This is a genomic window from Gilliamella sp. W8145, assembly GCF_016101145.1.
GTDB classification, from domain to species: Bacteria; Pseudomonadota; Gammaproteobacteria; order Enterobacterales; family Orbaceae; genus Gilliamella; species Gilliamella apis_A.
On sequence record NZ_JACFRC010000001.1, the window covers coordinates 1,583,544 to 1,598,083 of the forward strand.

Genomic DNA, 14,540 nt, shown 5'->3' on the forward strand with positions numbered 1-14,540 from the left:
CATTTTAATCACAACTTCGATAATCAACGGGTACCATAAACCACAATTGTTTTGCCATGTGCCGAAATCAAATGTTGGTCTTCAAGCATTTTTAAAATTCTGCCTACCGTTTCACGTGAACAACCAACTATTTGTCCAATTTCCTGACGAGTAATTTTAATTTGCATACCATCCGGATGAGTCATTGCATCTGGCTGTTTAGTTAAGTTCAATAAGGTTTGTGCAATTCGTCCAGCAACATCTAAAAAAGCTAAGTTGCTCACTTTTTCTGATGTCACTTGTAATCGACTTGCCATTTGGCTAGCGAGTCGCATTAAAATATCGGGATTAACTTGTACAAGCTGTTTAAATTTTTTATAGGAAATTTCAGCCACTTCACAACTTGTTTTCGCTTTAACCCAAGCACTACGCTCCGTGCCCTCTTCGAAAAGACCTAATTCACCTAGAAATTGATTTTGATTTAGATAAGACAAAATCATTTCATTACCTTCATCATCCTTAATTAATACAGCAACAGATCCTTTCAAAATATAATAGAGAGTTTCGGCTTTTTCTCCTTGATGAATAAGGGTACTTTTAGCTGGATATTTATGAATATGGCAATGAGATAAAAACCATTCTAATGTTGTATCTGATTGCTGTTTACCAATCATTATTCCGTCCTCTCCATTCAATTACTACGATAACACTATAACAAAGTTACACAATAAATCATATACTCAATAAAACGATTTTAATCATTATTTTATAATTTTGATATCAATTGTTTCATGTAATTCAGACCAAAAAATTGCGGCAGTTCCATTAAGTAAATGAAGTTTCACATCATTGACTTTATCAGAAAGCGTTTTTTCTTGTGCACCATAATCAGTACCTTCTCTTAATACAAAAGATTCAATAAGATTATTTAATGTTTGAGGGTCAAGTGTTTGCCAAGGAATAATCATGATTGTAGTTATCTATTGGGCTATTTCAGTTTATTGTATCAATTTCATGCTAAGAAGTGCACAATAAAATATTATATTGACTAAAACTTTTAGCCATTGAGCTTAAATTAAGTTTATTTAATCAAAAAAAAACCACCCAAAAGAGTGGTTTTTATCAATTTCATAACTAATGAATAATTAGTTTGCTGTAACTTTAAGTCTGAAGCCTTGAATACCAGCTTTAGTACCTGCGATACTATATACTGAGTTATGTTTTGCTCCTGTTAAAGCAACGTTGCCTCCTGCTGCGTTAACCGCACCTAAAGCAATTGAATCATTAGTATTATTACCAACTACAGTATAAACACCTGCAGTAACTTCTGCTGAAGATGCTACATTACCAGTAGTGTCGTTAGAAGGGCCTGATAGATTCCATGTGAATGTATATAAATCTGTTGTTATTCTATCGTTAGCACCTGGTGCAGCAGTATCACTAGTGTCACCGCTCACTTTTTGCCAAACAACAGCAGCTAAGCGATCTCCGTAGCGTGGTGTTGATTTTTGAGCCCACTCATCATCATTTGTAATGCTTGCTGGTCTTGACAAACTAGCTAAATTTATAGTCATATCAAGTGAACCATCTGTATTATATTTGAAAATACCAATTTTTGTAGTTTTTTCAGAAATGATTGGTCCTACTGGGTTATCAGGATCTGAATCACCTGGACCAGTATCGTCACCTGGTTTTTCATCGTCACCAAGATCTGGTTTTATTCCCGGTTCATTATCACCCCAAATATCAGCAATGTCTAACCATTGGTTTGTATTTGGGTTACCAAATGTAGTTTTCTCTTGAAGTTGTAAACCAACTTTCACAGCACCAGCCATATCTTCAGTGATTTCAAAATATAAGTGACCTTTTTCACCATCATTGGCATATCTAATATCAAGAAGGTTGGTTATCTTTTTCCAATTCGTACCATCATTAATCCATACTTTTAATGTATCTTTTACGGCACCAGTTTCATCTAGATCGCCATCCAAATCTCTTAATTCATAAAAGACGTGAATATAATCACCAACTTGTGCTTTTTTATCATGACCTGTAGCTGTTGAACCTGCTTCGTCTGCAGAAATACGAACAGTCACTTGTCGTTCTTTTTTATTTAGGTCAGAATAAATAACAGGTGCATTACCTTCTATTAGATTAGTTGCTATTCTTGATAGATCTACTGCATAGGCACTACTAGCTGCATAACCAGCTAAGAACAAGCCTAATGCGACTTTTTTGATTGCTAGATTTTTCATGTTTAACTTCCTATTTTCTTTGATAAATTAACATGTTGTATTTATATAAATACACCATTTTTTGGTGTTCCCTTTTAAATTATCAACGATAAATCGTGACAATTAAAAACTCTTCTAATTTTAATAAGCTGTAATTTGTAATAAAAAGCCTTGGTCACCAGCACATGCCCCTTCAGGAATAGATACTTGTTGCCAATTCACATACTCAGGTGCACCATCAACTTTTTCAATACTTGTACCTATAAACGCATAGCTATCTTCACCATCGCTGTTACTGCCATTTCCTTTCGATTTGATTCCTCGAATTTTATAATGTGCATTTTTACCCATACTTACGTTAAACCACGGTCCATTTCGATAATCTGGATTAGCGTAATCATTTTTTATATGAGTCGTCTTATTACCTGGACATGCACTCTCATTTGAACCAACAAGTGACCAGACAACAAATGGGTCTTGAATTACTTCACCAGCCATATCGTAAGCGACTACATAATATTCACTATGAACTTTCCACTCTTTGGGACCATTCGGATTGAATACCAAATAAGGACTATTATCACTAGTTGCAACTAATGCATTGTCTGGACTTCGATAAACTTCAAGCTTACCAGCTTGCCCACCATTGAAGTAAACAACAGCATGGTTCATGGATTGACCATATTGATTTAGTTTAGCCACAAAATCCACCGTACCAGTAATATTTGAAGCTACATCAATAGCATAAGTATCACCAATTACTTCGATATCCTTCGCTGTTGCAGCATTACTAGATACCTTCTGTCCCATCTTAACTTTTTCAAATGATTTAACAATGACACAAGGCTCTACTGATGGACAGGCACTTACATCTCCAGAAGTTCCATCAATCAAATTAATTGGCTTACCATTGCTAGTTGCTATCCACAAATTGGTAACCGAAGCTTCAAACGTATTAGCAATGCTATCCATCAAAACATCATCACTAAATCCATCATAATCAGTCATGCTTCGACTTGCTACTTCATCTTTTGGCATAACCAAAGTTGCCATTACCGTAACTGCTTCTGAACCATTAGCTGGATTCTGAATAGGATCTGCACTTGGTCTACCAAGTTTATCAATAGCCCAAACACCAACTCTACGAAGTTCGGTATTAGGTAGAACTTCAAATGATACAGCATTGGAGGTTGCTGATTTTCCTCTACTATCAGTAACCGTTACCGATAAAGAATAAACTCCATTAGTACTTACAGGTTGACGTTGACCGTCTTTATTCAGATACTTCGGTGCTACTATTTTCCAATTATCAACAGTTGCAGGTGGATTAAGCCATGAAGAACCAGTACACGTTCCGGTTGCTGAACATAAAAAACCACCGCCATTATCGATATCTTGCATATTACCAGACCACACTAACTGGGATACACCTTTAGCATTATGCAAACCTATAAAAATATTAGATGTTGAACCTTCAATTATTTGAACAGATTCTAATCCTAAATCGACAGTCATTTTTTTCTCTTTATATTCAAGGACGATATAGTTGTTACGATCAACTAAATCATATCGACTGCCTTTTAAAGATCGTGCAGATTGCACCATATCTGGATCTAATTGGTCTTTTAATGGCGTACCAATCCGATAATTCATGGTTAATTCTGCTGTGGTAGCTTTTTTATTATCTTGTCCGCGTTTATGTTGTGCTTTGATCGTGAAAAGCGGAACAGGGGTATAATCCAAGCCAACAGTTATCGCTCGAGGATCTTTTTGTAAGTTATCTTTGCCAAATAATGCGACTTTATCACCAAAGTATTGTTCATACATTAGCGATCCACCTAAATGAGGATATTGTGGCAGATAACCTTGAAAACGGATATCAAAACCTTTTGCAGCTCTTTCTAAATAATCATCAAAATCTTTAGAATTTTTCCAGTCTGAGAGTGGATGGTAATAGTTAGCCGCGAATTTCATATAATCACTCCATGCCTCGGCACCAATACCTAAACGGTTATGTGCACGTTGAAAGTCGTGATCCAAAAACACATTATAACCAAGTAACCATTTTTTATCGGCTACATCCCAACGTTGACCAATACCAATATTACCTATACGGCGATTATGTTCATATTCTTGGAATGTAATTTGGCTAAAAATCAACATATCCTCGGTATCAATCCAAGGACTAAATAATTTTAAATTGACGTTATTAAATTGGCCCTTATCACTCAAATCAAACTGTAACTGAGCAGTACCAAAACGCCCTAAGAAATCTTGTGCAGCATTACGAACAGGATCGACAACCTGTGTCTTAACGCCATTACGAACATAACTTTCAGCGTAATTTTTACCTTTGTCTTTTAAATGACCAGATATACCGCCGTTATCTGATGAAGTAATTTGCTTCCAGTCTTGAGTAGCGAGAGTTTGTAATGTAGACGCCACTTGTGTAGCTAAAGCATCTTTATCTTGTTTTACATTATAATTATCGTCAGAGCCCAATTTAGGTAAATTCGAATATTTATCTTGTTTATCATTACTAACTTTTATAGCTGGTAATAAAGGGGAATTTTCAGGCAAAATTAAACGGTCACCAACATCAACAACATCTTTCTTGTCAAATCGACCGGCGTTCATCGTTCTTAACTCTGAAATAGAAATACTACTTAACAACGCAATCTGATATAGACTACGTTGTTGATTATTTATCATTTCTCGAGCTTTAGTTCCATTCTTTAATTCAATTATCTTATTACTATCAACTGCGTTTGATGCTGTCTCCGAGTCTGTAGCATAAACAGGTTGTAGAGACAACGTTGCAATTACGAAAGCTGAGATAATTTTTAAATTAAGACTCTTTGTCATCTTAATTATTCCTTATATTCCTCTGACAATATTAGAATGTTTTTTTTATGTTTTTTAGCATTACACCATTGTCATTAATAGTTGTGATTATTTATTAGCTTTTAATTAAGTTTATATATTATTAAATCACTTTTACAAAATTAATATTTCTTTACAAAAAGATCAAATTTATAAGAATTTTATTACAAAAAAGTCATTTATCAAAATATTTTATTCTTTTTTTTGATTTTTTTTGTAAAGATAGATTTTATCATTATTTTTCATAAGGTTATATTAGAGAGTTTTTTAGGATAAATTAGCTTTTTTATTACTTTGTTGAAAAATATAGTTTTTTATTAATGAACAATTAATCGATACGTTCAAATTTCAAACTAATTAAACTGATTGGTTTCAATAAATAAATCTGAAATTACTACTTCAGATTTATTTATTATAATCTTGTCATAATTTTTAGCAATATTAAATAACTGCTATTGTTCTTCATTATAAATTTCAAGATTTTCAGATTCTTTAATTGGCAAAGATATTTTAGTTTCTGCTCTATTATTCTCTAATTGATTAAAATAATTATCATCAACATCTTCTGTAATATAGTTGCCAGTAAATACAGAACATTCTAAATGGTGAATTTTGGGATTTTGTTCTCTAATAGAATCAATTAAATCAGAGAGGTCTTGAAATATTAATTTATCAGCTCCGATTTCTTTTGCAATCTCATCTACTGATCGATTATAAGCAATTAGCTCACTAGCAACAGGCATATCGATACCATAAACATTAGGATATCTAATTTCTGGTGCAGCCGAAGCTAAATAAACTTTTTTAGCGCCAACAGAACGAACCATTTCAAGAATTTTTTCAGACGTCGTCCCTCGGACAATAGAATCATCAACAAGAAGTACATTTTTACCTTCAAACTCAATACGGTTAGCATTAAGTTTTCTTCTTACTGAAAGTTTTCTAGCATTTTGTCCAGGCATAATGAAGGTGCGCCCTACATAACGATTTTTAACAAATCCTTGTCTATAAGGTTTATCTAAAATACGAGCAATTTCAAGAGCTGCATCACAGGATGTTTCTGGAATAGGGATGACGACATCAATATCAATATCTTTCCACTCTCTAGCTATTTTTTGTCCTAGTTTTTGCCCCATTAATATCCGTGATTGATAAACAGATACACCATTCATGAATGAATCAGGTCGAGCAAAATAAACATACTCAAAAATACATGGGTAATATTGCGGATTATCAGAACACTGTTTAGAATAAAGCTGGCCATCTTGAGTAATATAAATAGCTTCACCTGGCTCTACATCTCGCATAAATTCAAAATCGAGGATATCTAAAGCGACACTTTCAGAGGCAACCATATATTCTGTTTTTTGATCATCAATAACTTTTTTACCAATAACCAATGGTCGGATACCAAATGGATCGCGAAAAGCAACCAGCCCATGACCAATAATCATTGCGACACAAGCATAAGCTCCTTTAATAATTTGATGAACTTGATGGACAGCACTAAAGATATTATCTGCAGTTAACGGATAAGTCGGAAATTTATCCAACTCACTAGCAAAAATATTAAGTAATACTTCTGAATCTGAGCTAGTATTTATGTGACGTCTTGCTAATTCAAACACCTTATCTCGTAACTGTTCAGTATTAGTTAAATTACCATTATGAGCCAATGCTATGCCATATGGCGAATTTACATAGAAAGGTTGAGCTTCTGAAGGGCTTGAACTACCCGCGGTTGGATAACGAATATGACCTATACCTAGATTACCTTGTAAACGTTGCATATGATGTTCTTGAAATACATCTTTTACCAAACCATTTGCTTTACGTAAACGAAAGCGATTTTGTTCATCAATGGTTACAATCCCAGCTGCATCTTGTCCACGATGTTGTAAAACAGTTAAAGCATCATAAATAGATTGATTAACAGTACTACATCCTACAATACCAACAACACCACACATACAATGATTACCTCAAACTTATTGAACTAAAAATGAAGACGACTGCTGTATAAAATCAAAAAACCAGCGAATAATAAAATGGAAATGCGGAATAAGTTGTGATTGCACCCAATATGGAGATTGAGATAAAGGTGTAAAGGTATCAACAAAAAAGAGCACTGCTGCAACAACTAAAATACCTCTTAATACCCCAAAACAAATTCCCAATACTCGATCGGTACTTGATAGTCCTGTTTTTTGGACTAATTGACTTATAATATAAGAGACGATTGCACAAACAATTAATGTCGAAATAAAAAGTATCGCAATAGCAACTGCAATCCGAATGACATCACTATCAAAATAAGTCAAATAACTAGTAATGTACATATAAAAACGACTGGCAATAAAGAACGCTAGCACCCAACTAATTAAAGATAGCGCTTCTTTGACAAAACCTCTAATAATACTAATCAGTGCAGATAAAAGAATCACACCGATAATCGTAAAATCAACCCAATTCATCATAATAACTCACAATTTTATATTAATATTTTTTAATCTTTATACATCATAAAATGGTTGTTAATTAGTAATAATTACACCTTTTAACTTAGTTAAATTATTTAAATTACTAATCAACTGTTCAGCTTGTTCTCTTTTCGCATAAGGACCTACCTGTAATTTCATTAGTTGATTTGGTCCAGGATTATTTGGTATCACTCTAACGTTATAGTTATTCAACCTTAATAAGGCAACTAGTTCCTCAATTTTTTTCTTATTTTTTAATGCACCAAGCTGAATCATATAGGGTTTATCAGTTTGTTCAGAAGATGTCGTTATTTGAGAATCAAAACTCTCATCAATAATATCAGGTGAAGCTAAAGGGCTAGGATATTGATCTGAATCAGGTGTATAAGAAGAATCATTTTTCAGAGCAACATCTTGATTTTGTTCATCTATTACACCTGATTGTAATATAGGAACTGTTGATGTTTGCGAATTAGATTTATCCGTGATTATATTTGGAGCAATAATAGCAATTATTAATAAAAATGTAGCAAAACCAATAAGTTGATTTCTAACTTTATTTGAGCCACATTTAATTTTCTCTTGATTATTATCCATGTTCACATTTGCCTAGTTGCTTACAGTATCCAAAACGGCAGAAACGGTATGAAATGAACCACAAATGACAATAATATCATCTTCTTTAGATTCTTGCATAGCCTTTTGATATGCTTCATATACCGAATCAAACGTTGCAATGTTCGCTACATTTTCTTCTTGTAAAAACTGCTTTAATATATCAGCATTACATCCCCGTTCACCATAAAGTGAAGCACAATACCACTGATCAGCATTAAATATAGATAAAGTACTTTTAATATCTTTATCCTTAAGCATTCCTATCACAAATCTCACTTTTCCAACTTTTGATTGTTGTTGTTTTAATAACTCAATTTGCTTGACTAAATAACTAGCCGCATGAGGGTTATGCGCAACATCAACGATTACAGTTGGTGATGATTGGATGATTTGAAAACGTCCTATCAAGCTAGTTTTTTCAAGAGCACTGTCTATTTGTTTTTGAGTAATAGAAAATGGCGAATAACTAAGGGCTGCAATTGCTGTTGCAGCATTAGAGAGAGGTACATGTGGAATCGGAAGATTTTTATACTGCTTTATCGAAGAATGAAATTGCCAGAATAATTTATCAATTTGTTGATAAGACCAATCTTTGTTTACAGCAAAGATAGGGCAATTTATAGCATGGGCAACGTCTAAAATGGAAGATGGTATTTCAGGTTCGCCAACTACAGCGATGCTTTTAGGTTTAAAAATACCCGCTTTTTCTTGCCCAATGCTTTCTCGGGTATTGCCAAGATATTCAACATGATCGATACCGATTGTCGTTATAATTGCAATATCAGCATCAACAATATTGGTGGCATCTAACCTACCACCTAGCCCCACTTCTAAAATAACGATATCTAGTTGAGCTTGCTTAAATTGATATAAAGCCGCCAGTGTTGCATATTCGAAATAGGTTAATGAAACATCGCCTCTGGCCTTTTCAATCGCAGCAAATGCATTAACAGTATCTGATGGGGTTGACTCTTGATTATTGATTCTAACTCGCTCAGTAAAACGTAATAAATGTGGAGAACTGTAAACACCAACACGCTTATTAGCAGCAAGTAAAATCATTTCTAGCGTACGGCAAGTTGTCCCTTTGCCATTAGTGCCTGCTACAGTAAAAATATAAGGTGCTGGTTGTAATAGATCTAATCGCTCAGCGACTGATTTTACCCTTTCCAGCCCTAATTCAATGCTTGAAGGGTGTAACTGTTCCAAATAACAAAGCCATGTCTCAAGATCTGACATGGCATCAGGGATTTTATTTTGCATGATCAATTAAATTGTTTCATCATTAACGACATTATCAAAAGGGTTAGGAAGTTTCATTAATTTAGCCAATAAACCAGCAATTTTTGGTCGCATATCTCGACGATGAATAATCATATCAATTGCGCCTTTTTCAAGTAAAAACTCACTACGTTGGAATCCTTCTGGCAATGTTTCACGTACAGTTTGTTGTATCACTCTAGGGCCAGCAAAACCAATTAACGCTTTAGGCTCGGCGATATTAATATCGCCGAGCATAGCTAAACTTGCAGATACACCGCCCATTGTTGGATCAGTCATTACTGAAATGTATGGTAACCCTTCATCTTGCATTTTGGCTAAAATAGCACTCGTTTTTGCCATTTGCATCAATGAGAATAGTGCTTCTTGCATACGAGCACCACCACTGGTTGAAAAACATATTAGTGGGCATTTATCTGCAATTGCTTGTTCAGCAGCACGAGTAAATAAAGCGCCAACCACCGATGACATTGATCCACCAATAAAAGCAAATTCAAAACAAGCTACGACAACCGGAATCCCTAGTAGTGTTCCTTTCATAACGACCATAGCTTCTTTTTCGTGAGTTTCTTTTTGTGCAGCAGTTAAACGATCTTTATATTTTTTAGTATCTTTGAATCTTAAAATATCTTTCGGAGCAAGTTCTGCACCAATTTCGACATCAGATCCTTCATCTAAAAAACGATATAAGCGAACTCGGGCAGGAATATGCATGTGGTGATCACATTTCGGACAGACCTCTAAGTTTCGGTCAAGTTCAGCTTGATAAATGACCTGCTCACAATTGCTACATTTAGTCCAAACACCACCTGGAATATTCGCCTTTTTATGATCTGACGATATATTATTTTTACTCAGAATTTTTTCAATCCAGCTCATTATGATTCTCTCATTCGGTACTCTATAATTAACGACGTATTGTATAATACTTTGCAATAATTCTTAATACTTGTTTTTGCTTTTATATCAATTTATCCGCAATTCAATAAAATTTTTGATATTACTTAAAAATAATATACAACCAAACTTTAAAAAAGTTCAGACAAAACAAAAATAATCATCAAAATTAATTTTTAACTATAACATTTAACAATAAAACTATATTTAATATGACCACAAAAAATTATTGGTATATAATTAAAGAATAATTGTTTTTCATTTTTTCAGAAATAAGGGGTTATAGATGGACAAGGAAAAATCAGCCGCACCATCATTTCAAGATGTTCTTGAATACATTCGTTTGTCACGTCGTTTAAACAAATTAAAACGCGAAATCTCAGATAACGAGAAGAAAATTCGTGACAACCAAAAGCGCGTATTATTACTTGAAAATTTAAGTGATTATATTAAACCTGATATGACTTACGAAGAGCTTCAAGCTATTATTGCCAACATGAAGAGCGATTACGATGATCGTGTTGATGATTACATCATCAAAAATGCTGAAATTTCTAAGGAACGTCGTGACATCAGTAAAAAAATGCGTGGTTACCGTTCTAATTAATTTCTTTTCAAATAATACCCTTTTTTAAAAGGGTATTATTTTCTGGTTACTAACCTCCAGCAAGTTTAACTTTAAATCCTTTATCTTCTATTAGTGATTTTAATAGATCGCGTTTATCACCTTGAATCTCAATTTTTCCATCCTTAACCGAACCGCCACAACCACAACGTTTTTTAAGATCGACGGCTAATTGCTGTAATTGGCCATCATCTAAGTCAAAACCATCAATCACACAAACACCCTTTCCTTTTCGGCCCGATGTCTGACGTGAAATACGAATAATACCATCACCTTTAGGACGAGGCTTAGTGGCTTTTTTAGGTGTTATTCGACCATGCTCAGTTGAATAAACAATTGGATTATCTGACATACTAATTGCTCTTAGATGAATCAAGTGTTGATAAAATAGTTTGTAATGCTTTGCTTGGATCATCCGCTTGCGTTATAGGACGACCTATGACTAAATAATCTGCACCAGCTGCTTGCGCTCGTTGTGGTGTCATAATTCGTCGCTGATCATCAGGTGTAGAACCGGCCGGACGGATACCTGGTGTCACCAATTTAAAATCACTACCAAGTCGCGTTCTAAAGCTCTGTACTTCTTTAGCTGAACAAACTACACCATCAAGTCCGCAGTTTTTGGCCAATAATGCTAAACGAGTTGCTTGTTCTAATGGCGATACCTCAATACCAATTTCTTTAAGATCTGAAGATTCCATACTCGTTAGTACAGTGACCGCAATTAATAAAGGTGCATCTTTTCCATATTGGTAAAGGGCATCTTTTGCCGCCTCCATCATACGAATCCCACCACTGGCGTGAACATTTGTCATCCAGACACCTAACTCAGCAGCAGCAGCTACCGCTTTGGCTACCGTATTAGGAATATCATGAAATTTGAGATCTAAAAAAATATCGAAACCTTTTTGTTGTATCTGTTTAATAAAATCAGGACCAGCATGAGTAAATAATTCTTTACCGATTTTAAGGCGACAATCTTTAGGTTCAACTTTATCAATAAAATTCCATGCGGACTTTGTATCAGAAAAATCAACAGCAACAATAATTGGAGATGACATAACTTAGTTATTCCTTTTAATTATAAATTTTTAACTATTCTTTTTAATAAATTCACTTAAATCAGCATAGAATATACGAGCACTTTCTTTATAACCTTGTAATGTTTGATGTACTAAATCTGGACGAGCAAGGCCTCGCCTACGCCAATCTTTAATAGAATGAGGGCCGCCCATAGCCAGTTGCCAATCCCAAAATAGCGTTTTCTCTGACTTAGCAACTTGTTTTTGGATACTCATTACTTTAGCAAAAGACTTTGGAAAATTCTTTTCATTTAACATTGTATCTGGTGGCGTCATTAATAATATTACCGAATTTGGTGAGGATTTGCGAATTTGACGAATATTTTTCACCAAGTTTTTACGATAAGCATTCGCATCTAAAGTTTCATCAAAACTTTCATTTGTACCATATTCAAGAATAATCAAATCACTTTTTGATGCCGATAATTCATTTAACCAGTTAGGGCCCCACTTCTGCCATATTGTCTGTTTGGCACCATTAGTTGCAATCGAAGAGACAACAACGCCAGATTGTTGGTAACGAGTTAACCATATACCACCTATTTCAATATCGTTAGTTGCTTTGATAGAAAAAGGTGCTTTAGTGATAAAAGATATTGTCTGCCAGACATTACTTTTGGATGAATAGCTAATATCTATTTTTTTATCATTAGCATCATAAATATTCAACAAATTAGGACTATTTTTTAAAACTTTAACGGTTAATTGTACTCGCCAATTTTTGTTGCCTGCATTTTTAGGTATCAGCTGTATAGTCGCTACATCTTTGGTTGGCTTAGCAATAAATCCTCCCATCGGGAAATCTAAATTACTTAATGTACGGCTACTTAATACATTCCAGTTTTTTACTTTCCAACTTACCCCTGCATGGCTTTGACCTTTTATCGCAACCGGAGTGACCCAGCCAATCCCTGCATTACCATATTTTTGTTGTATCAAAGTTCGAAATTCACCAGTAAAAAAATCTGCTGCAGAGTGAGAATCGCCAAGTTGAGTGATATTCACTACTTGATTACTATTTGTATTTTTGGACAATGAGTTTAATCGTTGGATAAATTGTTTGCTATTGGGATCGCCAAAGTCAACAATACCGGATAGTGCACTTGTTCTACTTTCAGCGACACTGCAACCAACAGAAACAGTGACAATCATTACAGTAAGAATATACTTTAAAAGTTTAATCACTATCATTGTCCTCTAATTGTTTAAAAATGATTTTTTCCATAATAGCCGTGGCTAAAATTTTCTGGCCGGTGGTGGTAAAATGGACGCCATCATCAACCCTTACTTTTATTTTTCCTTTATCGGATTCAACAAAACTTGTAAAATTCTCATAAGTACAACCTAATAACTGATTAGTAGTTAAAAAATGTTGTTGTACTTTTTCTATTTCAGATTGATACAACATATTTAAATACACCATGCCTTCATTGAGTTTCGGTTTACGCATACAAGGAGCTGCTAGCCAAAGGACTTGTACATCATGCTCATAAGCACTATTTAAAATAGCAGCTATACGCAAACGGTATTCTTCTTCCCATATAGGTGATTTGAATTTAACGTATTTAGGGTATCCTTTTAAGGGAAAATCCCACGGGTCATTAGGCCCCAGAAATACCACAAGTAATTTAATAGAAGGATCGGTAATTAAGTTATCACTAATTGTTTTTGGCCAATTAAAGGCTTTTGGGTAAGCAAGTCCCGTGCTTTGTTTACTAAGATCAATGCTTTCTATTTTATATTGTTTGAATAACATTTTTTTAACATATGGTGCAACGCCTTGCATTAATGAATCACCGGCAAAAAAGACCTTATCATTTTCGGTTAATACTATTGGTAATGGTTCATGAATTAATGGGATATCATGTTTTGGCACTTTAGGTGTTTCAATATCAGTTAATAAAGATGCTTGATTGTTTACTAGCTCATTTGGCTGATTTTTTGATTGAGTAACATCTTTATTATTAGGAATGGATTGATTATGTATTTGTTGTTTAGTCGTATTGTTTATTTTAACAACATCTGGTTGTGAAATAATTAGAACATCTTTAACCAAATGAATATTAACATCTTTTAAGTTATCATTCTGTTCAACGGTTGTTGTTTGAGATCCTAATAAAATTTCATCTATAGGTTCGTCAGAATCTTCTTTTATGAAGTCTTGAGTAACACTTTCTGAATTAAAAAGATCGGAATGATAAGTTTGTTGCCAATAGATTAAAATTGATCGGTGATAAATTGCAATTAATGCAATACCGGTAATAAATAATAGGAAAAAAATTTTTTTTGCAGAAAGCGTATCTTGCTTATCTAGTAAACAATCTGATTTTTTAAAATTGTTTTTAGTTCTCTTATTATTAAAACTATTATTTTTCAACACTTGATTTTGTGGCCTAATTTTTTTAGACGTATTTCTTCTATTTTTCGAAAATGTTTTTTTGTATGTCATTTTAATTTTTCA

Annotated in this window: 14 protein-coding genes; 1 reads left to right on the top strand and 13 read right to left on the bottom strand. The window is 34.0% G+C overall.

Annotated elements, in window-relative coordinates; all coding sequences use genetic code 11:
- Positions 1-23: 23 nt before the first annotated feature.
- From crp to accD, 9 genes are all read right to left on the bottom strand, one after another.
- Positions 24-656 carry a cAMP-activated global transcriptional regulator CRP gene (gene crp, locus H3T80_RS07045; RefSeq protein ID WP_034903327.1) on the bottom strand — a complete coding sequence of 211 codons (633 nt, stop codon included), beginning with the start codon at positions 654-656 and terminating at the stop codon, positions 24-26.
- Between the two features lie 84 nt (positions 657-740).
- Positions 741-947, bottom strand: a complete 207-nt coding sequence (locus H3T80_RS07050; protein ID WP_198200960.1) for a YheU family protein — start codon at positions 945-947, stop codon at positions 741-743.
- A gap of 177 nt (positions 948-1,124) precedes the next feature.
- Positions 1,125-2,234 carry a hypothetical protein gene (locus H3T80_RS07055; RefSeq protein ID WP_198200962.1) on the bottom strand — a complete coding sequence of 370 codons (1,110 nt, stop codon included), beginning with the start codon at positions 2,232-2,234 and terminating at the stop codon, positions 1,125-1,127.
- 120 nt (positions 2,235-2,354) lie between these two features.
- Positions 2,355-5,078 (bottom strand): inverse autotransporter beta domain-containing protein, encoded by a 2,724-nt coding sequence (locus H3T80_RS07060; RefSeq protein ID WP_198200964.1) that lies wholly within the window; start codon positions 5,076-5,078, stop codon positions 2,355-2,357.
- 470 nt (positions 5,079-5,548) lie between these two features.
- Positions 5,549-7,066 (bottom strand): amidophosphoribosyltransferase, encoded by a 1,518-nt coding sequence (gene purF, locus H3T80_RS07065; protein WP_110447119.1) that lies wholly within the window; start codon positions 7,064-7,066, stop codon positions 5,549-5,551.
- Positions 7,067-7,084: 18 nt separating this feature from the next.
- Positions 7,085-7,570 (bottom strand): CvpA family protein, encoded by a 486-nt coding sequence (locus H3T80_RS07070; RefSeq protein ID WP_198201190.1) that lies wholly within the window; start codon positions 7,568-7,570, stop codon positions 7,085-7,087.
- A gap of 60 nt (positions 7,571-7,630) precedes the next feature.
- Positions 7,631-8,173 (bottom strand): SPOR domain-containing protein, encoded by a 543-nt coding sequence (locus H3T80_RS07075; protein ID WP_198200966.1) that lies wholly within the window; start codon positions 8,171-8,173, stop codon positions 7,631-7,633.
- A 12-nt stretch (positions 8,174-8,185) separates the two neighbouring features.
- The gene (gene folC / locus H3T80_RS07080) at positions 8,186-9,457 is read right to left on the bottom strand and encodes a bifunctional tetrahydrofolate synthase/dihydrofolate synthase (RefSeq protein WP_232350115.1); all 1,272 of its coding nucleotides are present in this window, start codon (positions 9,455-9,457) and stop codon (positions 8,186-8,188) included.
- A 6-nt stretch (positions 9,458-9,463) separates the two neighbouring features.
- On the bottom strand, positions 9,464-10,354 hold the full coding sequence (accD, locus tag H3T80_RS07085; RefSeq protein ID WP_110447116.1) for an acetyl-CoA carboxylase, carboxyltransferase subunit beta: 891 nt from the start codon (positions 10,352-10,354) through the stop codon (positions 9,464-9,466).
- Positions 10,355-10,658: 304 nt separating this feature from the next.
- On the opposite strand from accD, the gene tmaR reads away from it, so the two are divergent.
- Complete coding sequence (gene tmaR / locus H3T80_RS07090) at positions 10,659-10,979, top strand: PTS system regulator TmaR (protein WP_065577725.1); 321 nt, start codon at positions 10,659-10,661, stop codon at positions 10,977-10,979.
- 49 nt (positions 10,980-11,028) lie between these two features.
- Here the strand turns inward: tmaR and yciH are convergent, their stop codons facing one another.
- From yciH to H3T80_RS07110, 4 genes are read right to left on the bottom strand one after another with little or no spacing between them, the layout of a single operon-like run.
- Positions 11,029-11,349: a stress response translation initiation inhibitor YciH gene (yciH, locus tag H3T80_RS07095; protein ID WP_370548226.1), complete on the bottom strand. Its 321-nt coding sequence runs from the start codon at positions 11,347-11,349 to the stop codon at positions 11,029-11,031.
- A gap of 1 nt (position 11,350) precedes the next feature.
- Complete coding sequence (gene pyrF, locus H3T80_RS07100; RefSeq protein WP_198200968.1) at positions 11,351-12,058, bottom strand: orotidine-5'-phosphate decarboxylase; 708 nt, start codon at positions 12,056-12,058, stop codon at positions 11,351-11,353.
- Between the two features lie 30 nt (positions 12,059-12,088).
- Entirely contained in the window at positions 12,089-13,264 is a 1,176-nt protein-coding gene (locus tag H3T80_RS07105) for a GDSL-type esterase/lipase family protein (protein WP_198200970.1), read from the bottom strand.
- Positions 13,257-14,528 carry a DUF459 domain-containing protein gene (locus H3T80_RS07110; RefSeq protein ID WP_198200972.1) on the bottom strand — a complete coding sequence of 424 codons (1,272 nt, stop codon included), beginning with the start codon at positions 14,526-14,528 and terminating at the stop codon, positions 13,257-13,259. The genes H3T80_RS07105 and H3T80_RS07110 overlap by 8 nt, the downstream gene beginning before the upstream one ends.
- Between the last annotated feature and the right edge of the window lie 12 nt (positions 14,529-14,540).